We start from the raw sequence: 26,527 nt of genomic DNA on the forward strand, positions 1-26,527 counted from the left end.
CTGGACGGACGCGGTAGCCGTGATGAAAAGCGCTGAAAGGGACCTGGGAGTGCCAGTCGCTCATTCCATATTTCCTGCTTATAGTCGCGACCAACGAGAATCGCCGGCATTGCCGGCGGTTCGCCTGAGACCGCGTGAGCGGGAGGATGCTATCGCAAACGAAGACGAAATCAGAACGGAACTGGCGCAGCATCTGACGCGCCTCTGGCGATACGGCATGGTCCTGTCGCGTCGCCGCGACGTGGCAGACGATCTTGTCCAGGCAACCTGCGTGCGGGCACTCGAGCGCGCGGGTCAATTTTCCCCCGGGACGCGCCTGGACCGCTGGCTGTTTGCGATCCTCCACTCGATATGGCTGAACGAAATCCGCTCGCGCAAGGTCCGCATGGGCCAGGGTTTCGTGGATGCCGACGAGACGTTGGTCTTCGACGGCGCGCATGACACCGAGACGCATGTTCTGGCCGGACAGGTGCTCCGGCAGGTACAGGCTCTTCCGGAAGCACAGCGGACGGCTGTGTTTCTAGCCTATGTCGAAGGCCTGTCGTATCGCGAGGTGGCCGAGGTGCTCGATGTTCCGATCGGTACCGTCATGAGTCGTTTGGCGACCGCGCGTGCAAGGCTCGCTGAGACCGCCGGAGCACCGCAAGTTGCGCCCGCATCGGATGGGGGACAGAATGATCGACCGTGAGAAAAGAGAACTGCCTTCCGACGAACTGCTTGTTGCTTTCCTTGACGGCGAACTTGATGGTGCCGAGCGGGAAAAGATCGAAGAACTGATCCGTACCGACGAAGTGGTGGCCGAGCGCTTCGATTTCCTGTCGCGCAGCAGCCTGCCATTCGCGCATGCTTATGATCCGGTCCTTTCGGCAGCGCCTTCCGCAAACCTGCAAGCCATGCTCGCTAACATTCCCTCGCCGCAGACGCGCAGGAACACGATTTTTGCGACAGGTCGCCGCAGCTTCCTTGCCACGGCAGCCGCCTGCCTCGTTGCCGGCGTAGTCGGTGATCGGGCCTATCTCGGCCTCCAGGCGCATGTCGGCTCGTCGCAAGGAAGCGAGTGGCGCAAGGTGGTTGCCGAATACATCTCGCTCTACACCGCCGATACCCTGAGCGGACCATCGCCGGAGACTGCGATCCAGGAGGAGCAACTCGGCCACGTGGGCTCGAGGGTCGGTCTCTCGCTTTCGCCGCAAATGGTGGCGCTGCCGGGTATCGACTTCAAGCGGGCGCAGATCCTGCAATATGACGACCAGCCCCTGGCGCAGATCGCCTATCTCGATCCCGAGAGTGGACCGATGGCGCTCTGCATAGTGCCCTCGTCTCGTGGGCGCAAGGATCCGGACATGGAGAACCGGAAGGGCATGAATGTCGTCTATTGGTCCAATGATACCCATGCCTTCATGCTGATCGGACACAGGCCGATCGACGGCATGATGGATCTGGCCGACGCAGTGCGGGGACACTTGTCGGTATGACGCGGATCGCTGGCCCTGCGGGCCAGGTGGATGCGGGGGCTTGTTAAGCGCTTGATGTTCGAATAAGCAGGCCGACGCGCTCCAGGGGAGTGCGATCGCCTTTCTTTGCCGGCCCTTGGGCTCCGGAAACGGAAACCGGCCGCCATGCCATCACGGTAGTTCGAGCAATGCTCTATTCGACGTCCAAGCGGCTCTTTGACTTCGTGGTCACCAGTCTGGCCGCTGTTGTGCTCCTCATTCCGGCGCTTGTCGTCGCCCTCGCAGTGCGGCTGACATCTCCCGGTCCCGTCCTCTACTGGTCGGATAGGGTCGGTCATTGCAACCGTATCTTCCGGATGCCGAAGTTTCGCAGCATGCGCATCGATACGCCGGCCGTCGCGACCCATCTGCTGGACAATCCCGCGACCTATCTGACGCCGATCGGATCGTTCCTGCGCAAGTCCAGCCTTGATGAGCTGCCGCAGCTCTGGTGCATCCTCAAGGGGGAGATGAGCCTCGTGGGTCCACGCCCGGCGCTCTTCAACCAGCACGACCTCGTGCAACTCAGGACCGAATGCGGTGTCCATAAGCTGCTCCCCGGGCTTACCGGCTGGGCCCAGATCAATGGCCGCGACGAACTTCCCATTCCCGAGAAAGTCCACCTCGACGAGGAATACCTGAACAGGCGTTCGTTCGCCTTCGATATTCGAATTTTGTTTCTTACCGTAATCAGAGTTGTTCGCCGTGAGGGTGTTGTTCACTGATTTGAAACAATTCTAGGAGGCAAATACGGTGAATATCGGCTATGAGAATGTTGACAGTCACTGATATGGCTGCTCTCTGGCTTGATGGTGTCGGGTGAATAGTCGGACCGGCACCGTCGGGAGGAGAGGCGATCATCAGGATAACGATGGACGATCTCCCACCCCGGTAGTGGCCAAGGCGGATGGATACGTAGATCAATGCCTGTGCAAGAACTCGTGGTACCACTGCTGGCCCTGCCTCGCGTTGCCAAGAGGATCGTGGCGCTGATCGTCGATGCAAGCTTCTGCGTCTTGACGGTCTGGCTTGCCTATTGCTTCCGCCTCAATGACTGGGTGCTGCTTTCCGGCGTGCAATGGCTGCCGGTCATCGCCTCCCTCTGTTTGGCCATCCCGATCTTCATCGTCATGGGCCTGTACCGGGCCATCTTTCGCTATGCCGGGCTTTCTGCCTTCGTCGCGGTCCTGAAGGCCGTCGCGATCTACGGTGTCGCCTACATGGCGCTCTTCACGGCATTGAGCATTCCAGGGGTGCCGAGAACAGTCGGTATCCTGCAGCCGATGCTTCTCCTCTTGGCGATCGGCCTGTCACGGCTCTGGATCCGCTACTGGCTGGGTGACGAGTACCAGCAAATCCTCAGGCGAAGCTCCCTGCCGAAGGTCCTCATCTACGGTGCCGGCAGCGCCGGCCGACAACTTGCCGCCGCACTTGCCAACAGCACGGAGCTCAGCGTTGCCGGTTATCTCGACGATGATCCGCGCCTCAAGGGCGGCATCATGGGAGGTCTGCGGATCTACGATCCCCTGGATCTTGCCGGGCTGGTCGAGAGCCGTGGGATCAGGGATGTACTGCTCGCTCTGCCCTCGACCTCGCGACAGCGCCGCAACGAAATTCTGGAAAGCATACGCAAGGCGAGGGTGACGGTCCGCACATTGCCTGATCTGACGGCTCTCGCACAGGGCAAGGTCGCCGTGACTGACCTGCGCGAACTGGAAATCGAAGACCTTCTCGGACGCGACACCATCGCGCCGAACCGTGCGCTGCTCGACAGGAACAATCGTGGCAAGGCGGTGATGGTGACGGGCGCGGGCGGTTCGATCGGCGGCGAGCTCTGCCGGCAGATATTGAAATGCCGCCCTTCGCGCCTCATCCTGTTCGAGCAGAGTGAATTCGCCCTCTATACAATCCACGCCGAGTTGACAAAGCTCGCAACCGGATACGGTTTCAGCGACATCCAGATCCTTCCGTTCCTCGGGTCCATCCGCGATGGCGACCGCGTGCGCGAAGTCATGCGGTCGTGGCAGCCGCAGACGCTTTATCACGCGGCCGCCTACAAGCACGTGCCGCTCGTCGAGCACAATCCCGTCGAGGGCATCAGGAACAATGTCACGGGAACGTTGACCACCGCGCTCGCCGCGCGGGAATGTGGCGTGTCCGATTTCGTGTTGATCAGCACGGACAAGGCGGTGCGCCCTACTAACGTCATGGGCGCGAGCAAGCGCCTCGCCGAAATGGTCCTCCAGGCGCTTGCGGCCGAGCCGGCCGCCGTCGATGCCCCCGGCACGAATTTCTCGATGGTAAGGTTTGGAAACGTGCTGGGTTCATCGGGCTCGGTGGTCCCGCTGTTCCGCCAGCAGATCCGTGACGGCGGGCCGATTACCCTGACCCATCCCGATATCACCCGCTATTTCATGACCATACCCGAGGCCTCGCAGCTGGTCATCCAGGCGGGCGCCATGGCCGAGGGCGGAGACGTCTTCCTGTTGGACATGGGCGAGCCCGTGAAGATCGCCGACCTCGCCCGCCGGATGGTTGAGCTTTCGGGCCTGACGGTGAGGGATGATGACAATCCCGAGGGCGACATCGAGCTGACCTTGACAGGGCTCAGGCCAGGCGAAAAGCTCTATGAGGAGTTGCTGATCGGCGACGATCCGCAGCCGACCGATCATCCGCGGATCATGAAGGCGCGCGAGGATTTCCTCTTCTGGCCGGAACTCTCGAAGAAGATCAAGCGGCTTTCCGCCACGCTCGACGCAAACGACATGAGCGCTGCCCGCCGCATGCTTGCCGAGCTCGTCTCCGGCTATGTGCCGAGCGATAGCCCCGAGGTCGAGTTGCCCGAGCCGCGCGCGACCACCGCTGCCCGAGATCAGGTGTTTTCTTCTCTCAGGAATGCCTCGACGGTGAGCCTTAGGGCTTCGTCGATCGGATAGGGCGGCGTCCAGCCAAGAAGTTCCCTGTCGTCGCTCGGGTCGACCTGAAGCGAACCGAGGAGCCGCTGCGCCATGTCTCCCTTTCCGACAATCCTTGCCGCCGTCTTTAGGAGCGACGGCGGGACGGTGATCAAGTTCGGCTTGCGGTTCATCGCTTTGGCAAGCCTGGTGATCAACTCGGCGGTCGAGAGATCGGCGAAATCGCTCACCAGGAAGACGCGGTTGGCGGCTGCCGGATGCTCCGCGCAACGCAGGATGAAATCGGCAAGATTGCCGACATAGACAAGCGAGCGCTTGTTTTCCACGGCCGCGAGCGGCAAGGGCACGCCACGCCGTGTCCATTTCATGAGGCTTGCAAAATTCGCTTTTACGCCGGGACCATAGACGAGAGGCGGGCGGATGATGACGATTTCCATCCTCGTCGCCCGGCCCAGCTGAAAGAGGGCCTCCTCCGCTTCCCATTTGGAGAGGCCATAGGCGTCCTGCGGTTTGGGCATCTCTGCCGGGGTGAACGGCTGGTCCTTCGGCGTCGCCTCGCCGTTTACCTTCACGGAGCTCATGTAGATGAAGCGGCGGACGCCGGCGGCGGCGGCCTGCCTGGCAAGATTGATCGTGGCTGTCACATTCGCGGCCCGGAACGCAGCAGTGGGATCTGCGACAGTCTCGCGCATTACATGGACGCGCGCGGCAAGGTGGACAACGGTGTCTATGTCCGGGAGTGCGGCCGACCAGTCGGTCGTCTCGTTGATGTCGCCCACGCGATAAAAGCCGTCGCGCTCGCTCCGGCTCACTGCGCGGAACCCTAGTTCCCTTCGGCGCAACTCGGCCACAAGCGCGCTACCCACAAAGCCCGTTGCTCCCGTTACCAGAATCATGCTTCCCGCCCGCAAACTGAAGATCGCCACTGCTTAGCAGGCTTTTTCGTTGCGGGCACCGTGGAAGCGTCTGGCTGTCGGTCGTTCATGCGACCTGGTAGCGCAGGTGAAGGACGTCATGCTCCAGCGTCTCGACGGACTTGAGCGAAAGGCGCCTTGACGGGGCCGCGTCTCGATCGAAAGTGCTCGGCATGCCCGTGGTCCCGTCGGCGACCGGAATGATGAAGAGGCTGATCTCGTCGATCAATCCGGCGGCCAGAAAGCTGCCGTTTATTCCGCCGCCGCCCTCGAGGAGCAAGCGCTTCACGCCAAAATCGCTCGCCAGTAAGTCGAGCGCAACAGCGAGATCGATTTCGGAACGACCGGCGAAAATGTAGGAAATGCCGTCCCGGCGCAGTTCGGCCAGATGATCGTCCGGGACGTCCTCGGTGAGGATTAAGACGAGCGGATCGCCATTGATGCTGCCGGTATTCATATGCAGTCTGGCATGCCGGTCGATGGCAATCGCGTAAGGTCCCCGCTCCGCGCTGGGCGCCTTCCAGGTCGTACGCGGATAGACTTCCGTTGCCTTTGCGGGGCGAGGCTCGCCATCGGCGAAATCAGCCATCGTCACACGGCCGACGATCCAGCCGTCCGCTTCGAGGCTCTGATGGATCTGCTCATAGACTTCGGTCAATTGCGCCGTGAGGTCCTGGGGCCAGTGCGTGGGCACGATCCGGCCGTCGATGCTGGACCCCATATGCATTGTGACATGCGGTTTCACTTCATACTCCAGGTTACAGTGAAAAGGGCGGCTGGGGCCGCCCCTCATCAATATTCCTGTGTGGTCGGCCTGAACAGGATTTCGTTGATATCGACATCCTCCGGCTGGCTCATCGCGAAGACCACCGCCCTGGCGAAGGAATCGGCTGGAATTGCCGCCTCATAACGCTTGCGGACCGCAGCCGCTATGTCCGGCTCGGTGACGCTGTCCGGCAACTCCGTTGCCACCGCGCCCGGCGAGATGATGGTCGTGCGTATGTTGTACGGCTTCACCTCCTGGCGCAGCCCTTCGGAGATCACGCGCACGCCGTGCTTGGTGGCTGCGTATACGGCGCCTCCGGGGTTGACCTTGTGGCCGGCGACCGAGGACACGTTGATGATGTGGCCGCTCTTCTGCTCCTTCATGTAGGGCAGGACAGCGCCGATGCCATAGAGCACGCCCTTGAGGTTCACGTCGATCGTGCGGTTCCAGTCCTCGACCTTGCAACGCTCGAGCGGCGAATGCGGCATCAGGCCAGCATTGTTGATGATGACATCGATGCGGCCATGACGTTCGACCGCATGATCGACAAGCCGCTTCACCTGTTCGAACTCCGTCACGTCCGTCTGCATGACGGCGTGGCCGCCGAGCGAGAGCTCGCCCGCCAGCGCGTTCAGCCTATCGAGGCGGCGGGCGCCGAGGACGAGCTTCGCCCCTCCCTCGGCGAGGCGGCGGGCGGCGGCTTCGCCCAGTCCGCTGCTTGCGCCGGTGATGACGACGACTTTGCCTTCAATACCCTGTGCCATTTTCTTTCCCTTCCGAGATGCGATGGATCAGTCCGGCAGTCACCGGTCGACCCTTGCCTGCAGATGTGCCGGATAGCGATCGCCCTGCACCGTGATTTTCGACACGGCATCCTCGATGGCGTGCAGATCTCTCTCGGTCAGCTCGACGGCAGCGGCGCCGATGTTTTCTTCCAGGCGAAGCAGCTTGGTCGTTCCGGGAATCGGCACGATCCAGGGCTTCTGCGCCATGAGCCAGGCAAGCGCGATCTGGGCGGATGTCGCCTTCTTCTGCAATGCGATCCTGTCCAGCAGGTCGACGAGAGCCTGGTTGGTCTTTCGGGCCTCCGGGCTGAAACGCGGCACGATGTTGCGGAAGTCGGTGCTGTCGAAGGCGGTGTTTTCATTGATCGCGCCGGTGAGGAACCCCTTGCCGAGCGGGCTGAAGGGCACGAAGCCGATGCCAAGCTCCTCGAGCGTCGGAATGATCTCGGTCTCCGGCTCACGCCACCACAGCGAATACTCGCTCTGGAGTGCGGCGACCGGCTGGACCGCATGGGCGCGGCGGATCGTGCGTGCCCCGGCTTCCGACAGCCCGAAATGCTTCACTTTGCCTTCCTCGATCAGTTCCTTCACGGTCCCGGCGACATCCTCGATGGGAACCTCCGGATCGACGCGGTGCTGATAGAAGAGATCGATCACATCCGTCCTGAGCCGCTTCAGGGCCGCGTCGGCGACCTGCCGGATATGTTCGGGGCGGCTGTTCATGCCGCTCTGCCCGCCCTCGGCGTTGAAGTTGAAACCGAACTTCGTCGCGATGACGACCTGGTCACGGAAGGGGGCGAGCGCTTCGCCCAGCAGTTCCTCGTTCTTGTAGGGACCATAGGCTTCGGCGCTGTCGAAGAAAGTTACCCCGCGTTCGAAGGCGGTGCGGATCAGCTTGATCGCCTGCTGCGTTTGCGTCGCAGGGCCGTAACCGTAGCTAAGCCCCATGCAGCCGAGTCCGATGGCCGAGACCGCGAGGCCGTTCTTTCCGAGTGTGCGTTTCTGCATCCTGATTTCTCCCTTCCTATCCCTGCTACTGTTCGTCGCTGACGTGTTCCATCCAATCCACGACCTTGCCGTCCAGCGCCTCTGCGATGGCGATGTGGGTCATGGCGGCTCCCGGCGATGCGCCGTGCCAGTGCTTTTCTCCGGGCTCGAACCAGACGATGTCGCCGGGACGGATCTCCTCGATCGGGCCGCCTTCGCGTTGAACGCGGCCGAACCCGGAAGTCACGATAAGCGTCTGCCCGAGCGGATGAGTATGCCATGCTGTTCGTGCACCCGGTTCAAAGGTAACCGTCGCGCCGCCGATCCGCGCCGGCGGCTGCCCCTGGAAGGGGGCGTCGATGCGGACCACCCCGCTGAAATAGTCGGCCGGTCCCCTGGCCGAGGGTGCCGACCCCGCCTGCTTGATGTTCATTAGTATACCCTTTCCCAATAGCGGACATTCATCGAACCGCTGATTGGAGGATATTTAGCGCGTGCGATTACCCCCGATTAGGTGATAGAAGTCGCAAGGCCTTATGAGAAAGTTTAATATATGGTTCGCCAGCCGACGAACGATCTTGCCGCCTTCATTGCCGTCGCGCGCGAAAAGAGCTTCACGCGGGCAGCTGCCAAGCTTGGTGTGTCGCAATCAGCGCTTAGCCATACCGTCACCGCGCTCGAGAAACGCCTCGGTGTGCGTTTATTGACCCGAAACACCCGCAGCGTCTCGCCGACCCAGGCGGGCGAGCGCCTCCTCGTGACCGTCGCCCCACGCCTGGACGAGATCGAAACCGAACTCGCCGCCCTCAGCGAGTTCCGAGACAAGCCGGCCGGTACGATACGGATCAATGCCGGGGAGCATGCCGCGGAGAGGATCCTCTGGCCTGCGCTGGAAAAGCTGCTGCCCGACTATCCGGATATCCATGTCGAGATCATTGTCGATTACGGGCTGACCGACATCGTCGCCGAGCGCTACGACGCCGGCGTCCGACTTGGCGAGCAGGTGGCAAAGGACATGATCGCCGTGCGTATCGGTCCCGACATGCGCATGGCCGTGCTCGGAGCGCCCTCCTATTTCGCCGATCATCCGACGCCACTGACGCCAAGGGATCTGACCGATCACAACTGCATCAACCTGCGCCTGCCGACCTATGGCGGCATCTATGCCTGGGAGTTCGAAAAAGACGGTCATGAACTGCGCGTGCGCGTCGAAGGGCAGCTTGTCTTCAACAATTTTTCCCTTCGGCTGAACGCGGCCCTGAAGGGGCTGGGGCTGGTCTATCTTCCGGAAGACGCCGTGCTGCCATATATCGGCGATGGCCGCCTGGTTCGCGTTCTCGAGGATTGGTGCCCTTCTTTCTCCGGCTATCACCTTTACTACCCGAGCCGAAGGCAGCCCTCGGCCGCCTTTGCAATCGTGATGAACGCGCTTCGATATCGCGCATGACGCGGCATCGCCCCTGCTGGGTAGATGGGCTGCGAAAGGCTTGAGGTTGGCACTTTGCCATGCGCTCGTTCACGTTTCGGTGTCTTCACCGGCTTGTGTGTAACAAATGTGCCTCTGCTCCCGTAATTGGCGTGTAGTCGCACAGCGTTGGTCCGGGTTGGCCCAGGGTGCGGATCATTGTCTGTCCAGGGAGGGGACTATGTTGAACAGGCGCATGGTGCTTTTCACGGCAGGTCTTGGGACGATCGCGCTCCATATCGGCCTGCGTGCCGGCAAGACACAGGCTGCGCAGCGTTTCGCGGTCACACACAGCGAAGCGGAATGGCGCTCGCTCCTGACGCCGGATCAATATGCGGTGCTGCGGGAGTCCGCCACGGAATATCCCAATACCAGCCCGCTGCTCCAGGAGCATGGGAAAGGCAACTTCGCCTGCGCCGGATGCGACCAGGATCTTTTCTCTTCCGCGACGAAGTTCGAGAGCGGCACGGGCTGGCCGAGCTTCTGGGCGCCGCTCGACGACAAGGTCGTCGGTACCGAGCGCGATACCTCCCTGGGTGTGGTGCGTACGGCGGTTCACTGCGGCCGCTGCGGCGGGCATCTGGGTCACCTCTTTGAAGATGGGCCGAAGCCGACCGGCCTGCGCTACTGCATGAACGGCGTTGCCCTGAAATTCCACCCGGCGACGACCTGACCGGAAAGAGATATCTTCATGATCCTTTTCATTCTCGCTTATCTCGGTGGCGTACTGACGATCGTCAGCCCGTGCATCCTGCCAGTGCTGCCCTTCGTCTTCGCGCGCGCCGGCCAGCCTTTCCTGCGCAGCACGCTGCCGATGCTGCTCGGCATGGCGGCGACTTTTGCCGCTGTCGCCACGCTCGCGGCCGTTGGCGGAGGATGGGCGGTGCAGGCTAATGAATACGGTCGCTACGCCGCCATGGCGTTGCTTGCCGTCTTCGGCGTCATCCTCCTCTTTCCGGCGCTATCCGACTATCTGACCCGGCCTCTGGTTTCGCTTGGTGCGCGCCTGTCGCAATCGGCCGATCAGAGCAGCCGCAGCGGCGGCTCGACGGTCGTGGCTTCGCTGCTTCTCGGTGTCGCGACGGGTCTTCTGTGGGCGCCCTGCGCCGGGCCGGTTCTCGGCCTGATCCTCACAGGGGCTGCGCTACAGGGTGCAAATGTCGGAACGACCTTGCTGCTGGTCGCCTATGCGCTCGGCGCGGCGACCTCCCTGGCGCTGGCGCTGCTGATCGGAGGCAGGGTTTACCAGGCGATGAAGAAGTCGCTCGGCGCCGGCGAATGGCTGCGCCGCGGCGTGGGTGTTGCTGTCCTGATCGCGGTCGTGGCGATCGGGCTCGGCCTCGATACCGGTTTCCTTACGCAGGCTTCGCTTGCCAGCACCAATGTGCTGGAACAGCGCCTCGTCGACCGGTTCCGCCCGCAAAGCCAGACGGCCGACAATGCCGGCGGTGCGATGAAGTCGGTCGTCATGCCGGCTGGCGATGGCGGCTCGATGGCGATGAGCGGCGGCAACCAGATGATGATGGCCGGCAATCCCGCGGCAATGAGCGGCGGCGGCATGATGATGGCGATGAAGCCGAAGGGGGCGGCCGATCAGCTGCCCATCGAAGGCCAGATGCCGTCGCTCGACGGCGCGGTACAGTGGCTGAACTCGCCGCCGCTGACGGCGGAAGCCCTGAAAGGCAAGGTGGTGCTCGTCGATTTCTGGACCTATTCCTGCATCAACTGCCTGCGCGCAATTCCCTACGTCAAAGCCTGGGCCGAGAAATACAAGGACCAGGGGCTTGTGGTCATCGGCGTGCACTCGCCGGAATTCGCCTTCGAGAAGAACGTCGATAACGTGAAAAAGGCGATCTCGGACCTCGGCATCACTTATCCCGTGGCAGTCGACAACAATTATGCAATCTGGCGTGCCTTCGAAAACGAATACTGGCCGGCGCATTATTTCATCGATGCGCAGGGCCGCATCCGCCATCATCACTTCGGTGAAGGGGACTATGACCAGTCCGAGCGAGTGATCCAGCAATTGTTGACCGAGGCCGGGAGGACTAGTGTCGCAGGCGGCATCGTCGACGTGAAGGCGACCGGCGCCGAAGCCTCATCGAACCAGAGCGACGTCCAGTCGCCGGAGACTTATGTCGGCTGGCAGCGCTCCGAGAACTTCGTCGATGCAAATGGCACCGTGAACGACGCAGCCCATGTCTACGTGGCGGCGCAGCCGCGTCTCAACGAATGGGGGCTGACGGGCAATTGGACCGTCGGACCCGAGAATGCCGCGCTGAACGACAAGGATGGAAGCATCTACTATCGCTTTCACGCGCGAGATTTGCATCTGGTGCTCGGTCCCGCCGCGGATGGCAAGCCGGTGCGTTTCCAGGTGACCGTGGACGGCAAGTCACCCGGCGAAAGCCACGGCGTCGACACGGATGCCGCCGGCAATGGCAGCGTGACGGGACAACGGCTTTACCAACTCGTGCGTGAAAGCGGGGCCGTCGCCGACCACACCTTTGAAATCCGCTTCCTGGACCCGGGGGTCCAGGCCTATGCATTCACCTTCGGCTGAGAGGAGATCACCATGGAAAATTCGAGGAAAGGCAAGACTCCGGAATTTCTGAAACGACCTGCAAAGATCGCGGCCTTCGGCTTGGCCGGAGCGCTCCTGGTCGGCGGCGTCCTGCAACTGACGCCCTCCGCAGCGGAAGAGGCGCGCGTCATTCCCGCACCCGCGGTCGATGAGCAGGGTGGTGCCGGCAAGGAGACGGCCGTGTTCGCCGGCGGCTGCTTCTGGGGCGTTCAAGGCGTGTTCCAACACGTCAACGGCGTCATCAACGCGACCTCCGGCTATGCTGGCGGCAGCAAGGAGAATGCCCATTACGAGATGGTCGGCAGCGGCCAGACCGGCCACGCTGAATCTGTTGCAGTCGTCTTCGACCCGAGGAAGGTCAGCTACGGTCATCTGCTGCAGATCTATTTCTCGGTCGCGCATGATCCGACGCAATTGAACCGACAGGGGCCCGACACGGGCACGCAATACCGCTCCGCGATCTTCCCGACGAACGACGAGCAGGCAAGGATCGCAGAGGCCTATATCGCCCAGCTCAACAAGGCCAGGGTCTACGATGCGGCCATTGTCACCAAGATCGAGCCGGCAAAGAGCTTCTATCCGGCAGAGGGCTATCATCAGGACTTCCTGACGAACAACCCGACCTACCCCTATATCGTCATCAATGACCTACCGAAGATCGAGAACCTCAAGCAGATCTTCCCGAAGGACTATCGGGCCGATCCTGTTCTCGTCGCGGAAAGCGGCAATTGAAAACACTAGTCTCGCTGGACGCGCACCGCCTGCCGGTAGAAGGGCAGGATATGATGCTCGGTCAGCGTCGCCATGCGGATGTTGCCCGGAGCCTCGGGCGATATCCAGCGCACCTCCTCGATTTCAGCTGACGGGTGTAACGGAACGTCGCCAATCTGCAGGACAAAGACGTCTGCCTTGACGACATGGCCGGGCTCGTTGGCGGCCGGGGCCTCGAAATGTTCCAGCGGGACAAAGCCGGCCGCTTCAGCCTCGACGCCGATCTCCTCGCGGAGCTCGCGCACGAGTGCTGCGACCGGCGTCTCTCCCGGCTCGATCTTCCCGCCCGGCTGCATGAACACCTGCGTGCCCGTCTTGCGGACGAGCAGCGTGTCGCCGTTGGGACGCAGGACAAGTGCGGCAGATATCCGGATCGTTTTGTTCATGCGCGAGGGAAATGGACCTGTGGAGGCTGGAAACCGGCTGAACTGTTGTCCGAGTCTCGCGCGCGAGGCAACCGCTCGTTCATCCCCGCCCGGAAGCTTGCCCGCTGCCCACTGGAATGGCACAGGCTTCGCCGCCGCCAAACAGGCGCGAACGCGTGAGGAAGCGTTTCTCGCGGCCGTTATCGAGCGAGAACATGCCGCCTCGCCCGGGCACTACGTCGATGATGAGCTGCGTGTGCTTCCATGCGTCGAACTGGCTGGCGCTGATATAGACCGGGACGTCACCGATCTCGCCGAGCTTGACGTCGCTCCCGCCGGTCATGAATTCCCCGGTCGGGTAGCACATTGGGGAGGAGCCGTCGCAGCAGCCGCCGGACTGGTGGAAAAGAATGTCGGGGTGGTCGCGTTGGATTTCCCGGATGAGATCGAGCGCGGCCTCTGTCGCAAGCACGCGGGGCTCGCCGTTGACCATCGTTTCCATGATTGCCTCCTCCAAAGACGATGCCTCCTCCCCGAAAGGGGAGAAGGCCTGGCATGTCGGTCTCTGCGATCGCTCTCAGAAGAAGCCGAGCGCCTTCGAGCTATAGCTCACCAGCATGTTCTTGGTCTGCTGGTAGTGGTCGAGCATCATCTTGTGGGTCTCGCGCCCGATGCCGGACTGCTTGTAGCCGCCGAAGGCGGCATGGGCCGGGTAGGCATGGTAGCAGTTGGTCCAGACGCGGCCGGCCTGGATTTCGCGGCCGAAGCGATAGGCCCGGTTCCCGTCGCGGGTCCACACGCCGGCGCCGAGGCCATAGAGCGTATCGTTGGCGATTTCGAGCGCCTGCTTCTCGTCCTTGAAGGTCGTTACCGAGACGACGGGGCCGAAGATCTCCTCCTGGAAGACGCGCATCTTGTTGTGGCCCTTGAAGATGGTCGGCTTGACGTAGTAGCCGGTGGAGAGTTCGCCGTCGAGATTGTTGCGCGAACCGCCAATCAGCACCTCGGCACCCTCCTGCTTGCCGATGTCGAGATAGGCGAGGATCTTTTCCAGCTGCTCGGTGGAGGCCTGTGCGCCGATCATGGTCGCGGGATCAAGCGGGTTTCCCTGCTTGATGGAGTCGACGCGCTTGACGGCCTTTTCCATGAAGCGGTCGTAGATCGACTCCTGCACGAGGGCACGGCTGGGGCAGGTGCAAACCTCGCCCTGGTTCAGCGCGAACATGGCGAAGCCCTCAAGCGCCTTGTCCAGGAAATCGTCGTCTTGCGCCATCACGTCGGCGAAGAAGATGTTGGGCGACTTTCCGCCAAGCTCCAGCGTCACCGGAATGAGGTTCTGGCTGGCATACTGCATGATAAGGCGGCCTGTCGTCGTCTCTCCGGTGAAGGCGATCTTGGCGATGCGGGGGCTGGTGGCGAGCGGCTTGCCGGCTTCGATGCCGAAACCGTTGACGATGTTCAGCACGCCGGGCGGCAGCAGATCGCCGACGAGTTCGGCCCAGAGAAGGATCGAGGCGGGTGTTTGCTCGGCAGGCTTGAGAACCACGCAATTGCCCGCGGCAAGTGCCGGAGCGAGCTTCCAGGTCGCCATCAGGATCGGGAAGTTCCAGGGAATGATCTGGCCGACGACGCCGAGCGGTTCATGGAAGTGGTAGGCGACCGTGTTGTGGTCGATTTCGCCGATCGTGCCTTCCTGGGCGCGGATGCAGGAAGCGAAATAACGGAAGTGGTCGATGGCAAGCGGGATGTCCGCTGCCATGGTCTCGCGGATCGGTTTGCCGTTGTCCCAGGTCTCGGCCTGCGCGAGGATCTCCAGCTTGTCCTCCATGCGCTGGGCGATTTTCATGAGGATATTGGAGCGCTCCGCAGCGGAAGTACGGCCCCACTTCTCCTTTGCGGCGTGGGCCGCGTCGAGCGCGAGGTTGACGTCCTTTTCGTCTGAACGGGGGATTTCGCAGAGCTTGCCGCCGGTGATCGGCGTCGGGTTGTCGAAGTACCTGCCTTCGACGGGTTCACGCCATTCGCCACCGATATAGTTGCCGTATTTCAGCCTGTACGGCGACTCCACGATCTTCTGATGAAGCATATCAACCTCCCATGTTGAAAGGGTCCGGCCCGGGACCCAACGCACGGAACTCTGCTCGTCTTCGGCGGTGGGAAACAGGGGAGGGGGCGATTACCGCAGCGCACAGTGTCGCATGGGTGCGACAGGATCGCCCGATGAATGGAGCACCTGCGCCGCGCGCCGAAATGTCTAGTGGAGTTCGAGCTTCTTCATCTTTCGATGCAGCGTCGCCCGGCTGATTCCAAGCGCGAGCGCGGTCTGGGAGACGTTGCCGTTGCTCCTCGAAAGAGCCCTCAGGAGAGCTGCCTTTTCCGCCTCGGCAATCTCCTCTTCCTGCGAGCCCCTGCTTTCATTCAGGGCGTCGGCCGCTGGAATACCCGCGGCGATGCGCCGGTCGTCGAGCTTGAGCGCCAAGCGGGCGGCACGGGTCGCGCCAAGCACGAGATCATGCCTGTCGACGGCCAGCAGCGCGTGCGCCGAACCGCCGGCCGAGGGGACCATGACGAAACGTGCACCCGGAAAGGCCGAGCGGAAGAGATTGAGCTCGATGCGCATCGCCGCTTCGCGCACGGTCTGGGAGAGGATCGCAAGCGTCATTTCATTGGCGTCATCACGGCAGGTCGAAATGTCGAGCGCACCGGCAAGCTGCCCGCGATGATCGCGGATCGGCGCCGTCGTGCAACTCAGTCCGATATTCGAGCAGAAGAAATGCTGATCGCGGAAGATCGCCACCGCACGCTCGTCGGCGAGTGCCGTGCCGATGCCATTCGTGCCGATGCTCGCCTCGGTCCAGACGGTGCCCGTCCACAGCCCAAGATCGTGGAACTCCTTGTCGTCGCAGGCCGCGCCGCGCCTCTCCAGGGCAATGCCTGTATGGTCGGTGAGCAGAAGGCAGCATCCCGCCTTTCCAAACGTCGTGAAGAGCCGGTCGAGTTCGTCCGCAGCGTCCGTGATCAACTGGCTGGAGCGCTCGCGAGCCGCGTTGAACTCTTGCTGTGTCAGGCGAAGCGGCTCGCGTTCCTCTTCCGGGGCGAGTTGATGCATCGTCATGCAGCGGCGCCATGACGCGACGATCGGAGAGCTTGCCGCAGCCGAATTCCGCTGCGCGCACGTATAGACATGCTCTGCATGTGCAGAGTGCTCGTGCATAAGACTCCTCCCGCCTATGTGAGTGCATACTGATGGAAAAGCGGTGCCCCCGCAATCTCGACCGAAGTATTGCAGATGTAATATCGAAATTCGATCCGGCCGAACTGTCTCAGAAATGCGACACCCCCGAGGAGGCTCGGCCCGATGATGTCATGGCGGGTGCGGCGTCGGGCCGCGGCCATCGCGACGTATCTGCAAGACTGCCCTTGCTCGATCGACTAGCGTCACGGCAAGTCTCGAGCCAGTCGCCAGGACGCGACTACCTTTTTGACAGCGCGGAGGCTGGTGAAGACGACCGGCGTTTCTTCGTCGCCAACGCCGGATCAGCCTTTCAAAACGCTTGATTGATCAGTCGTTATGTTTAATGAGATATAACGCGTCATTGCCGAGGTTCCTCCCGTGCTGATCAGACACCTTTCCTATTTCGTGACGCTGGCCGAGGAGAAGCACTTCGCGCGGGCCGCCGAGATCTGCAATGTCACGCAGCCCACGTTGTCGGCCGCCATTCGCAAGCTCGAGGAGCATCTGAAGGTGACGCTGATCGTGCGCGGGCACCGTTTCATGGGCCTGACGCGTGACGGCGAGAGGGTGCTCGAGTGGGGCCGCCAGATCCTTCTCGATTACGACAGCCTCAGGAACGACCTGAACGATTCTCACGGGAGCCTGAGCGGAACGCTGCGGCTCGGCGTCATTCCCGCCGCCATGCCCTCCGTGTCGCTGCTGTCGGAGCGATTCAGCGACCACCATCCGGACATAGTCATCGAAATCACGTCGATGACGTCGCGCGCTATCCAGCATGCACTCGACACGTTCGACATCGACGGCGGTATCACCTACCTCGAGAACGAGCCCCTGGAAAACGTCAAGCGTATCTCGCTGTATCAGGAGCGGTATGTTTTTGCCTGCCGGTCCGATCATCCCTTTGCCGATCGCATGTCGCTGACATGGAAGGAGGCAGTCGCCGAGCCGCTCTGCCTTCTGAGCGAGGACATGCAGAACCGGCGGATCCTGAACGGCATTGCCACCTCCCTCGGCCTGACGATACGCCCGTCCGTCATCAGCAATTCATTCCTTGCGGTCTGCTCTCATCTGCGCAACGGCCTCTGGTGCAGTATCGTGCCGCGGACTTTTTTCCGCATGTTCGGCGATAGCTCCGATCTCGTATGGATAGAACTGACCGACCCGAGCCACACCCAGGCCGTTGGCCTCGTCATTTCCGATCGCTCTCCGCAGTCCCCCATGACCAAGGCGCTAGTGAAAGCGCTGCGCGGTGTCGATCTGGGCATCGACTCCGACCGCCGATCCCCTGCCCATACTTGATTGAGTGCGCCTATCGATTGGTCGAAAGCTTTCATTTGTCCGACCTTCGCCGCCGTGGGACAATCGAGTCGTTGAAACGGTATCCCGGCAAAACGGGACCAATGCAAGGAAGCACCATAGGCCAGATATCGCCGAACCCATTCGACGTGGCCAAATCCGAAAAAGCGAATTCTTCAGCGCGACGATGCGATCCCACGCATCGCCGGTGGTGCTTCCTATTGCCCAAACTTCGAGGAAACGAACATGGCAAAAGTGGTCTGCGTTCTCTATGACGACCCGATCGATGGCTATCCGAAGTCCTACGCGCGCGACGGACTTCCGAAGATCGACCGCTATCCCGGCGGCGAGACGCTGCCGTCGCCCAAGGCGATCGACTTCAAGCCCGGCACTCTGCTTGGCAGCGTCTCGGGCGAACTTGGCCTTCGAAAGTATCTTGAATCGAATGGCCACACCTTCATCGTGACCTCCGACAAGGACGGCCCGAACTCCACATTCGAAAAAGAACTCGTGGATGCCGACGTGGTCATCTCCCAGCCCTTCTGGCCGGCCTATCTCACCGCCGAGCGCATTGCCAAGGCTCGCAAGCTCAAGCTTGCCCTGACGGCCGGCGTCGGATCCGACCATGTAGATCTCCAGGCCGCCAGCGCGCATGGGATCACCGTCGCCGAGGTCACCTACAGCAACTCCATCAGCGTTTCCGAGCATGTGGTCATGATGATCCTCGGGCTCGTCCGCAACTACATCCCCTCCCACGAATGGGTGACCAAGGGCGGCTGGAACATTGCCGATTGCGCGATGCGTTCCTATGACATCGAAGGAATGCACGTCGGCACCGTCGCGGCGGGTCGTATCGGCCTCGCCGTCCTGAAGCGGCTGAAGCCCTTCGACATGCACCTCCATTACTACGATCGCTACCGATTGCCCGAGGCCACCGAGAAGGAACTTGGTCTGATCTGGCACCCGAGCGTCGAGAATATGGTCAGGGTTTGCGACGTGGTGACGATCAACGCGCCCTTGCATCCCGAAACCGAGAACCTCTTCAATGACAAGCTTATCGCCAACATGAAGCGGGGTGCTTACCTGGTGAACACTGCCCGCGGGAAGATCTGCGATCGTGACGCGATCGTCCGAGCCCTGGAAAGCGGCCAGCTCGCCGGTTATGCCGGCGACGTGTGGTTCCCGCAACCGGCACCCAAGAACCACCCCTGGCGGACTATGCCACATCAGGGCATGACGCCGCATATTTCCGGGACGTCGCTCTCCGCCCAGGCCCGCTATGCCGCCGGCACCCGCGAGATTCTTGAATGCTTCTTCGAGAAGCGGCCCATACGCGACGAATATCTGATCGTCGATGGCGGCAAGCTCGCGGGCACTGGTGCGCACTCCTATAGCGCCGGCGACGCGACTCGCGGATCGGATACGCGCGCCAAGCTCAAACACCACGCCTGACGAGTGCCAAGGGAGGGCGCGGCCAAGTGCAAGTGGACCGCGCCCTTTTTCGTGCTGCTGCGACGGTCGGCTATGATGCTCTGCCCGCCACCGGTCAGCAGCAGATCACGCCAGCGAGGCAAGCAACGCCGCCGCCGCCTTCAGATCCCTCGTCGCCCGGCCTTCCGTGAATTGCTCGTAGATCGGTTGGAGCAGGTCGCGTGCAGCGGCGGGATGTCCGCTGTCGGCAAGAAGCGCGGCGAGATCGATGGCCGTACGCAGTTCCCATGCCCTGGCACCCTGCCGGCGGCTCCAATCCAGTGACTGTCGAAAGCATTTCTCGGCTCTCTCCGGATCCGGCCCGGATCTCTTGAGAAAGAGCCGGCCCATCAGTCGAAGCAACTCCGGCATATAGCAGTGATCGCCATTGACCTCGATCGATCGGATCGCCTCTTCGACCTGCAACGCGCTTTCCTCGAGCCGACCGAGCGAAGCAAGGCCGCCGACAAGGGCAATCCGGAAATGGCTGGTCATCAGCTCGTATGGCGCCGAGTGGAGCTCCACTAGACACTCCTGCAGGCTTCTGGTTCCGCTCTCCGCGTCGCCCCGGAGTATCGCGAGTTCCGCCTTGAAGGCGCGCCCGACGGCAAGATAGGGCGCCATCGAATGAGCGGTCGCGCGGGCGACAAGCCAGTCCGTGTGCTCCTCTGCGGCCTCGAGGTCACCGGACCAGATGAACACGGAAGTGGCCCAGATCAGAGCGATGCACAGGGTAAGCGGATGCTCCATGCCGGCCGCCTCCTCGACGGTCTCGCGAGCGACCACCGCGGCCTGGTCCGGCCGGCCTTGGAGCCACAGATTTCGCGCGAGGATGCCGCGGGCCAGATTCCTGCTTTCGAACCCAAGGTAGATCTTGGCGGGCCGCTCGGAGATTGGCGCGGGGTGCAGCGCCGCTTCCAGCTCGGCGCGGGCGCCCTCGAGTTCCCCCACGAGGTGCAGGGAAATGCCAGACAGCGAATGCGCGAGTGCAATCGCGGCCGTATCCTTCAGATCGTCTGCAAGAAGCGCGCACCGCCGCGCATAGTCCAGCGTGGTCCTGAAATCGCCGATCCGCAGGTGGAACATGTGCAGCGGCCCCAGCACCTGCAACTGATCGAGGGCATCGCCGCATTTTCCGGCGAGCAGCAGGCTGCGGTTCAGGGCGACGCGCGCCGCATTGCTGCCGCCGCGCGTGAACATCAGCGAAACGCCCAGCGCCGACTGGAGGTACATCTCCGTGTGCCCTCCGCGTGCGGTCTCGTCGAGGGTAAGGAGCGCGCGCTCAGACCAGTGGTGGCATTCGGCCAGCAACGACATCGCCAGAAGGACAGGCGCCGCGGTGGTCGCAAGCGTAACCGCAATTTCCGTGTTGCCGCTGTCGCCAAAGGACCACTCAAGGGCGCCGCGCACATTGGCGAGACCTGCGACATGCGGGGCCCGTTCGGCAGCACTTAACAAGGTGGGCCATTCCGTTCCGACCTGATCCAGCCATCCCCTGAAATAGCGTGCATGGCGCGCGGCGACCTCATCGAACTCGCCGGCGTCGATGCTGGCTCGCAAGGCATATTCGCGTGTCGTGTCCAGGAGCCGATAGCGCATCATGGCGCCGAGTGGCCGGGCGGCAACCATCGACTTGGTAACGAGGCTGTCGATGGTGTTGAAAACGAGTGCGTTGTCTATGGCCGCATCGGTAGCGACTGCGAGCGCCGCTTCCATCGTGAAATGGCCTACGAAGACGGCGAGCCGGCGCAGTACCGCGCGCTCCGGTTCGGAAAGCAACTCGTAGCTCCAGTCGAGCGTGGCTTGAAGCGTCTGCTGACGCGCCGGCGCGTTGCGTTGACCGGTCCACATGAGGTTGAGGCGTTGGTCGAGAAGCGCAGCGGTCTGTTCGAGGCCGAAGGCTGCGACACGGCCCGCCGCCAATTCGATCGCGAGCGCCATGCCGTCCAGCTTGCGGCAAATGCGGGCAATGATGGCGGCTTCGGCGTCGTCGAGGTTCAGGCGGGCTCCGCTCGCAATCGCGCGCTCTACGAAAAGCTGGGCGGCGGGGAAAGATCGTGCGGTCTCCACTGTCAGTCCCGGGTCGTCCGGAGGGCAGGGAAGCGGGGCGAGTTTGTAGACGTGCTCCCCCTCGATCCGGATCGCCTCTCGGCTCGTTGCAAGGATGTGCACATCCGGCGCGGCTGCGAAGATCCGCGAGGTCAGGGCGGCGACCGCTTCAATGAGGTGTTCGCAGGTGTCGATGATCAGCAGAATTCGCTTTTCCGCCAGATAGGCGACGACGGAGGCCGTGGGATCTGTCGCCTGCACCGACAGCCCGAGCGTCGAGGCGATAGCATTCGCCGCGAAATTGCCGTCGCGGACCATGCCGAGATCAACGAACAGAACGTCACCGTCAAACGCTTCCACCAGCTCATGGCCGACTGCAACGGCCACGGTCGTCTTGCCTATTCCGCCGGCGCCGAGAATCGTGACGAAGCGCGCAAGATGCACCTGTGTCGCGATGGCCGAAACGTCGTCGGCGCGCCCCATCGTCCGTGCCAGCCGGCTCGGCAGGTTGACATGGCGATGGTTGGCCTCGGAGTGCCTGGAGGCCGGCTTGTTGCCGCCTGAACGCGTGAGTGGTGCCACGAAGCAGTAGCCGCGCCCCGGGAGGGTCGCGATATAGCGTGCATCGCTGCCGTCTCCCAGAACCCTGCGCAATTCGGCGACCTGGAACCTGAGACTGCCTTCCTCCACGATGACGTCCGGCCAGACTTCGTCCATCAATTCCTTCTTGCCCACGACCTCGTTGGCGCGGCGCACCAGGGCAATCAGGATGTCGAGAGCGCGCGCACCGAGTTCGGCGGGCTCCCCTTCCTTCAGGAGGAGTCGCTCCTTCGCCACCAGCGTAAAGGGACCGAAGCTTACGAGTTCCTTGTCCCGTGCGACCGGCTCCATCTTCAGTTTTCTCTCCAGGTCGTCCAACTGCTCTATCCTAGGCCAGTAACAAGGGTGGCACTACAAACTCGGGCGATCTGCCCGCCTCCAATGCGACCTGCGAGAGCCAATCCCGAACCGTGTTCACGATGCATCTCCAACACTGTTGTTAAGCGTCCAACTCCATCACTGCTGCCGATTTCTAACGGCAACTAACGGCTGATAACGGGCAACTAACAACGGCTTCGGTCAAGATCGCCGCACTGCAAGTAGGACACTGCCGGCACTCGTCGAGCTTCCGGTGAAAGTGAGTCCGACTTGCTTCGAGGAGTAAACGATCATGCCTGCAGTATCTCTATCCCCTACGCGTCGAAGTTTTCTTGCAACTTCGGGCGCATTGCTGGCCGCCTCGGCAGCTGCAAATGCCCTCACCTTGTTTCCTGCGCAAGCTACGGCCGCGGATGCCACATCGATCCGCCCTTTCAGCGTGAATGTTCCGGAGCAGGATCTCGTCGACCTCCGCACCCGGGTCAAAGCGACAAGGTGGCCCGCCAAGGAGACCGTCGCCGATCAATCCCAGGGCGTCCAGCTCGCGAAGCTCCAGGAGCTCGTCCGCTATTGGGGGACGGACTATGATTGGCGAAAAACAGAGGCGAAGCTGAATGCCTTACCGATGTTCGTGACCGAGATCGACGGCCTCGATATCCAGTTCATTCACGTTCGCTCCAAGAACCCGAATGCCATGCCGCTGATTATCACCCACGGTTGGCCGGGCTCTGTCCTTGAACTCCTGAAGGTCATCGGACCACTCACCGACCCGGCTGCGCACGGCGCAAGCGCGGACGACGCCTTCGACGTCGTGATCCCGTCGATGCCCGGTTATGGCTTCTCGGAGCAGCCGACGGAATCCGGCTGGGGTCCGGACCGGATCGGGCTGGCCTGGGACGTGCTGATGAGGCGCCTGGGATACACCCACTATGTCGCCCAGGGTGGCGATTGGGGCTCGGTCATCGCGGACAGGATGGCTCGCCAGAACCTGAGCGGGCTGCTTGGCATCCACGTAAACATGCCGGCAACCGTGCCGCCCGAGGCCGCAAAGGCGATGAGCGCAGGCGAGCCGGCGCCGGCCGGACTTACCGACGACGAGAAGGCCGCTTACGACAAACTCAGCGCCTTCTTCAGCAAGAACGGCGCCTACGGCGCGATGATGACTACCCGTCCGCAGACTGTGGGCTATGGATTGACGGACTCGCCTGCGGGACTGGCCGCCTGGATGCTGGACAAGTTCAACGAATGGACATTCAGCGGCGGCGATGCGCAGAAGTCGCTCACGAAGGACGAGATACTGGATGACATCACGCTCTACTGGCTGACGAACAGCGCGATTTCCTCGGCACAGCTCTATTGGGAAAACAATGCCAACAATTTCAACGCCGTGGACATTTCCATTCCGGCCGCGGTCACTATCTTCCCGGGCGAGATCTATCAGGCACCTCGCAGCTGGGTCGAGAAGAGCTACCACAATCTGATCTACTTCAACGAAGTCGACAAAGGCGGGCACTTCGCTGCCTGGGAAGAGCCGGAGCTCTTCAGTGCCGAACTTCGGGCAGCGTTCAGACCCCTGCGGTAGTCGGCAGTCGCAACAGCAGATGCCCTATCGGCAAACAGCATTCGTTCAAAGGAACCAGGTATGACCCAGCAGGCAAGAGTAGTGTACACAGCCAGAACCCATACGACCGGCGGCCGGGACGGAGCATCGCGCAGCTCCGATGGCCGGCTTGACATCAAGCTTTCGACACCCGGAACCGAGGCCGGCGGCACCAATCCCGAGCAGCTCTTCGCGGCCGGCTGGTCGGCATGCTTCGAAGGGGCAATCGGCCTTGCCTCCCGCAAGATGAAGGTCACGCTGCCTTCGGACCTGGCAATCGATGCCGAAGTGGATCTCTGCCTGGGTGACGACGGCCACTTCCTCCGGGCCCGCCTCAATGTCAGTCTGCCCGGCCTGGAGCAGAGCGTTGCCCGGGCCCTCGTCGACATGGCGCACGAGACTTGCCCTTATTCCAGGGCCACGCGCGGGAACATCGAGGTGGCGATCAATCTCGTCTGATCGCCACCGCCGCCGGCCCTCTCTCCAACGCGACGGAGGGTGGGTCGTCCCAGGCGCGGTCGCGGTGGCCACATCCACGCTGAGGGTGCTGGTGAGACACATTTGATGCGCGGCTCTCCGGACCGGGGAGCCTATCCTCTACGTAGAAAGACAGGCTAAGGAGAAGTTTCATGCCCGATCAGATAGACCACGTCCGCCGCCGTTTTCTCGGCACTGCGGCAATGACGCTTGCGGCTGCCCAGTTCGTTGCAGCCCCGTCCGCGAATGCGCAATCGGGCGATAGCGGTTCGCCTGGGGTCGGTGGACAGATACCCGCGGTCAAGCCGGGGACCCACACCTCCTTCAGCCCATTGAAGCAGATCGACGCCGGCCTCCTCAATGTCGGATACGCGGAGGAAGGGCCCTCAGATGGTCCTGTCGTGATTTGCCTGCATGGCTGGCCCTACGACATCTACAGCTATGTCGATGTCGCGCCTCTGCTCGCTGCCGCCGGCTATCGGGTCATCATCCCGTATCTGCGCGGCTATGGAACCACACGGTTTCTCTCTGGCGAGACCATCCGCAACGGACAGCCGGCGGCGCTGGCGGTCGATGCCATCGCGTTCATGGATGCGCTCAAGATCGAGACGGCGATTCTCGCCGGATACGACTGGGGCGCACGCACCGCCGATATCGTGGCGGCGCTGTGGCCGGAGCGTGTGAAGGCCCTTGTCTCGGTGAGCGGCTACCTCATCAGCAACCAGCAGGCCGGGAAGATGCCGCTGCCGCCGCGGGCCGAGCTGCAGTGGTGGTATCAGTTCTATTTCGCCACGGAGCGCGGTGAGGCCGGCTATGATGCCAACCGGCACGATTTCGCCAGGCTGATCTGGCAGCTGGCCTCGCCCAAGTGGAATTTTGACGATGCCACCTTCGATCGCAGTGCAGCTGCTTTCGAAAACGACGATCATGTCGCCATCGTCATCCACAACTACCGCTGGCGGATGGACCTCGCCAAGGGCGAGGCGAAATATGACGAGATCGAGAAAAAGCTTGCGGAAGGTCCCGTGATCCACGTTCCGACAATCACCCTCGAGGGCGATGCGAACGGCGCGCCGCATCCGGACCCGGCGGCTTATGCCAAGAAATTCTCGGGCAAGTACATGCATCGGCTTATAGAAGGCGGCATCGGCCACAATCTGCCGCAGGAAGCTCCGGAAGCCTTTGCCAAGGCGGTGGTGGACATCGACGCGGCCTAAGCAGATTGGCGACCAGAGCTGCATCGCCTGGAACGCGCAGCTCTGGTCGCCACGCCTTTCGCCGTGTACTCCAGAACGGTCATGTGATGGAATGATCCGGTTGATCTCCATCAAATGCGTTCACCCGGGAGGCTCCATTGGACCGTATCGATGCCATGAAAGTGTTCATCGCGGCTCTGGACGAGGGAAGCCTCGCGGCAGCAGGGCGAAAGCTCGGCCGTTCCCCGGCGGCCGTCAGCAGGGCGATCGCGTCTCTGGAAGAGCACGTCGGCATGCCGCTGCTGCATCGGACCACGCGCAGCATGAAGCTCAGCGAGGCAGGCGAGCGTTATTCGATCGCCTGCAGGCGCGTACTTGCGGAGCTGGAGGAGGCCGACACCATCGCTGCCGGCCAACGATCGACGCCGCGCGGCATGCTGAATATCACCGCGCCCGTTGCCACGGGAGAGAGTGTCCTGCGGCAATTGATCGACGAATACATGGACGCGTACCCGACCGTCTCGGTTCGCCTGCACCTTCTCGACCGTCCCGTGAACCTGATCGACGAGGGCATGGACATAGCGCTCAGGATCGCGCATCTCCCGGATTCAAGCCTGATCGCTATGAGGGTCGGTGAGGTCAGGCGCGTGGTCGCGGCGGCACCGCGCTATCTCTCGGAACATCCTCCCATCACGGAACCGAACGATCTGACAAAGCAGCAGATCGTTGCGATGACGCATTTCGGCATCGATTCCTGGAGTTTTCCCCCACTGGAGGGCTCGTCGGTGCCGAGGGCCGTGCAATTTTCCCCGCGCTTTGTCGTCAACAGCATCAGGGCCGCGGTCGCCTCCGCAGTCGAGGGGAGGGGAGTGATCAGGATGTTTTCCTATCACGTCGCGCCTGAGGTTGCCGATGGACGTCTCGAGATCATACTGCAGGGCGACGAACACGCGCCGCTCCCAGTGTATTTGATCGTGCCGCAGGGCAGGCTTGCGATCCCCAAGGTCCGGGCCTTCGTCGATTTCGCGCTGCCGCGGCTGCGCAGCGAGTTCGGAAAGCTGAAAAGCCAGACCTCGGCGGCATCCAGCGTCCGGCCCGCTTACGAGGGTGTGTAGCGCTGTCCCGCAAACTCTGCCATTGTCCTGCCAGCTGAAGTAAAAGCTGCAATCTATCGAGCGGTAATATACAATAGACTACGATGTCGTAGGCGAGCTTCGAAATGCATGGTTTTATTCATGAAT

The 26,527-nt window shown here is 62.2% G+C and carries 24 protein-coding genes; 14 read left to right on the top strand and 10 right to left on the bottom strand.

The genetic code is table 11. From position 1 onward, the window contains the following. The first annotated feature begins 49 nt into the window (after positions 1 to 49). From EV286_RS01255 to EV286_RS01270, 4 genes are all read left to right on the top strand, one after another. Positions 50 to 688 (top strand): RNA polymerase sigma factor, encoded by a 639-nt coding sequence (locus EV286_RS01255; protein ID WP_132955184.1) that lies wholly within the window; start codon positions 50 to 52, stop codon positions 686 to 688. After that, on the top strand, positions 675 to 1,475 hold the full coding sequence (locus EV286_RS01260) for an anti-sigma factor (protein ID WP_207909710.1): 801 nt from the start codon (positions 675 to 677) through the stop codon (positions 1,473 to 1,475). The genes EV286_RS01255 and EV286_RS01260 overlap by 14 nt, the downstream gene beginning before the upstream one ends. A gap of 167 nt (positions 1,476 to 1,642) precedes the next feature. After that, positions 1,643 to 2,218, top strand: a complete 576-nt coding sequence (locus EV286_RS01265; RefSeq protein ID WP_132955185.1) for a sugar transferase — start codon at positions 1,643 to 1,645, stop codon at positions 2,216 to 2,218. Between the two features lie 198 nt (positions 2,219 to 2,416). Further along, the gene (locus tag EV286_RS01270; protein ID WP_132955186.1) at positions 2,417 to 4,429 is read left to right on the top strand and encodes a nucleoside-diphosphate sugar epimerase/dehydratase; all 2,013 of its coding nucleotides are present in this window, start codon (positions 2,417 to 2,419) and stop codon (positions 4,427 to 4,429) included. On the opposite strand, the gene EV286_RS01275 is transcribed toward EV286_RS01270, so the two are convergent. The 5 genes from EV286_RS01275 to EV286_RS01295 form a co-directional block, all read right to left on the bottom strand. After that, a complete protein-coding gene (locus EV286_RS01275; RefSeq protein WP_132955187.1) occupies positions 4,366 to 5,304 on the bottom strand; it encodes an SDR family oxidoreductase in 939 nt (312 codons plus the stop codon). The genes EV286_RS01270 and EV286_RS01275 overlap by 64 nt on opposite strands. Before the next feature lie 85 nt (positions 5,305 to 5,389). Beyond that, the gene (locus EV286_RS01280; RefSeq protein ID WP_132955188.1) at positions 5,390 to 6,067 is read right to left on the bottom strand and encodes a RibD family protein; all 678 of its coding nucleotides are present in this window, start codon (positions 6,065 to 6,067) and stop codon (positions 5,390 to 5,392) included. Positions 6,068 to 6,114: 47 nt separating this feature from the next. Then, positions 6,115 to 6,852, bottom strand: a complete 738-nt coding sequence (locus EV286_RS01285; RefSeq protein ID WP_132955189.1) for an SDR family oxidoreductase — start codon at positions 6,850 to 6,852, stop codon at positions 6,115 to 6,117. 39 nt (positions 6,853 to 6,891) lie between these two features. Next, entirely contained in the window at positions 6,892 to 7,881 is a 990-nt protein-coding gene (locus EV286_RS01290; RefSeq protein ID WP_132955190.1) for an aldo/keto reductase, read from the bottom strand. Between the two features lie 25 nt (positions 7,882 to 7,906). Then, positions 7,907 to 8,293 carry a cupin domain-containing protein gene (locus EV286_RS01295; RefSeq protein WP_132955191.1) on the bottom strand — a complete coding sequence of 129 codons (387 nt, stop codon included), beginning with the start codon at positions 8,291 to 8,293 and terminating at the stop codon, positions 7,907 to 7,909. Between the two features lie 120 nt (positions 8,294 to 8,413). On the opposite strand from EV286_RS01295, the gene EV286_RS01300 reads away from it, so the two are divergent. From EV286_RS01300 to msrA, 4 genes are all read left to right on the top strand, one after another. Then, the gene (locus EV286_RS01300; protein ID WP_132955192.1) at positions 8,414 to 9,307 is read left to right on the top strand and encodes a LysR family transcriptional regulator; all 894 of its coding nucleotides are present in this window, start codon (positions 8,414 to 8,416) and stop codon (positions 9,305 to 9,307) included. Between the two features lie 199 nt (positions 9,308 to 9,506). Beyond that, complete coding sequence (gene msrB, locus EV286_RS01305) at positions 9,507 to 9,998, top strand: peptide-methionine (R)-S-oxide reductase MsrB (RefSeq protein ID WP_132955193.1); 492 nt, start codon at positions 9,507 to 9,509, stop codon at positions 9,996 to 9,998. 18 nt (positions 9,999 to 10,016) lie between these two features. After that, complete coding sequence (locus tag EV286_RS01310; RefSeq protein WP_132955194.1) at positions 10,017 to 11,888, top strand: cytochrome c biogenesis protein DipZ; 1,872 nt, start codon at positions 10,017 to 10,019, stop codon at positions 11,886 to 11,888. Between the two features lie 12 nt (positions 11,889 to 11,900). Next, the gene (msrA, locus tag EV286_RS01315) at positions 11,901 to 12,641 is read left to right on the top strand and encodes a peptide-methionine (S)-S-oxide reductase MsrA (RefSeq protein WP_132955195.1); all 741 of its coding nucleotides are present in this window, start codon (positions 11,901 to 11,903) and stop codon (positions 12,639 to 12,641) included. A 5-nt stretch (positions 12,642 to 12,646) separates the two neighbouring features. Here the strand turns inward: msrA and EV286_RS01320 are convergent, their stop codons facing one another. The 4 genes from EV286_RS01320 to EV286_RS01335 all read right to left on the bottom strand — a co-directional run bounded on the left by EV286_RS01320 (position 12,647) and on the right by EV286_RS01335 (position 16,259). After that, complete coding sequence (locus EV286_RS01320) at positions 12,647 to 13,066, bottom strand: NUDIX domain-containing protein (RefSeq protein ID WP_132955196.1); 420 nt, start codon at positions 13,064 to 13,066, stop codon at positions 12,647 to 12,649. Positions 13,067 to 13,145: 79 nt separating this feature from the next. Next, complete coding sequence (locus EV286_RS01325; protein ID WP_132955197.1) at positions 13,146 to 13,547, bottom strand: DUF779 domain-containing protein; 402 nt, start codon at positions 13,545 to 13,547, stop codon at positions 13,146 to 13,148. A gap of 75 nt (positions 13,548 to 13,622) precedes the next feature. Continuing rightward, complete coding sequence (adh, locus tag EV286_RS01330; RefSeq protein ID WP_132955198.1) at positions 13,623 to 15,131, bottom strand: aldehyde dehydrogenase; 1,509 nt, start codon at positions 15,129 to 15,131, stop codon at positions 13,623 to 13,625. Positions 15,132 to 15,299: 168 nt separating this feature from the next. Then, entirely contained in the window at positions 15,300 to 16,259 is a 960-nt protein-coding gene (locus EV286_RS01335) for a helix-turn-helix domain-containing protein (RefSeq protein ID WP_132955199.1), read from the bottom strand. 399 nt (positions 16,260 to 16,658) lie between these two features. On the opposite strand from EV286_RS01335, the gene EV286_RS01340 reads away from it, so the two are divergent. Both EV286_RS01340 and EV286_RS01345 read left to right on the top strand, forming a co-directional pair. After that, positions 16,659 to 17,579, top strand: a complete 921-nt coding sequence (locus EV286_RS01340) for a LysR family transcriptional regulator (protein ID WP_132955200.1) — start codon at positions 16,659 to 16,661, stop codon at positions 17,577 to 17,579. 243 nt (positions 17,580 to 17,822) lie between these two features. After that, positions 17,823 to 19,028: an NAD-dependent formate dehydrogenase gene (locus EV286_RS01345; RefSeq protein ID WP_132955201.1), complete on the top strand. Its 1,206-nt coding sequence runs from the start codon at positions 17,823 to 17,825 to the stop codon at positions 19,026 to 19,028. Positions 19,029 to 19,133: 105 nt separating this feature from the next. On the opposite strand, the gene EV286_RS01350 is transcribed toward EV286_RS01345, so the two are convergent. Next, positions 19,134 to 22,013 (bottom strand): winged helix-turn-helix domain-containing protein, encoded by a 2,880-nt coding sequence (locus EV286_RS01350; RefSeq protein ID WP_348633503.1) that lies wholly within the window; start codon positions 22,011 to 22,013, stop codon positions 19,134 to 19,136. 292 nt (positions 22,014 to 22,305) lie between these two features. On the opposite strand from EV286_RS01350, the gene EV286_RS01355 reads away from it, so the two are divergent. The 4 genes from EV286_RS01355 to EV286_RS01370 all read left to right on the top strand — a co-directional run bounded on the left by EV286_RS01355 (position 22,306) and on the right by EV286_RS01370 (position 26,401). Further along, positions 22,306 to 23,595 carry an epoxide hydrolase gene (locus EV286_RS01355; protein WP_132955202.1) on the top strand — a complete coding sequence of 430 codons (1,290 nt, stop codon included), beginning with the start codon at positions 22,306 to 22,308 and terminating at the stop codon, positions 23,593 to 23,595. A 60-nt stretch (positions 23,596 to 23,655) separates the two neighbouring features. Beyond that, positions 23,656 to 24,072 (top strand): organic hydroperoxide resistance protein, encoded by a 417-nt coding sequence (locus EV286_RS01360; protein ID WP_132955203.1) that lies wholly within the window; start codon positions 23,656 to 23,658, stop codon positions 24,070 to 24,072. Positions 24,073 to 24,242: 170 nt separating this feature from the next. Then, entirely contained in the window at positions 24,243 to 25,307 is a 1,065-nt protein-coding gene (locus tag EV286_RS01365) for an alpha/beta hydrolase (RefSeq protein WP_132955204.1), read from the top strand. A 137-nt stretch (positions 25,308 to 25,444) separates the two neighbouring features. Then, positions 25,445 to 26,401, top strand: coding sequence for a LysR family transcriptional regulator (locus EV286_RS01370; protein WP_132955205.1), 957 nt, complete (start codon positions 25,445 to 25,447; stop codon positions 26,399 to 26,401). Positions 26,402 to 26,527: the final 126 nt, after the last annotated feature.

Origin of the sequence: Rhizobium sp. BK251 (assembly GCF_004345245.1) — a bacterium.
Taxonomy (GTDB): Bacteria; Pseudomonadota; Alphaproteobacteria; order Rhizobiales; family Rhizobiaceae; genus Rhizobium.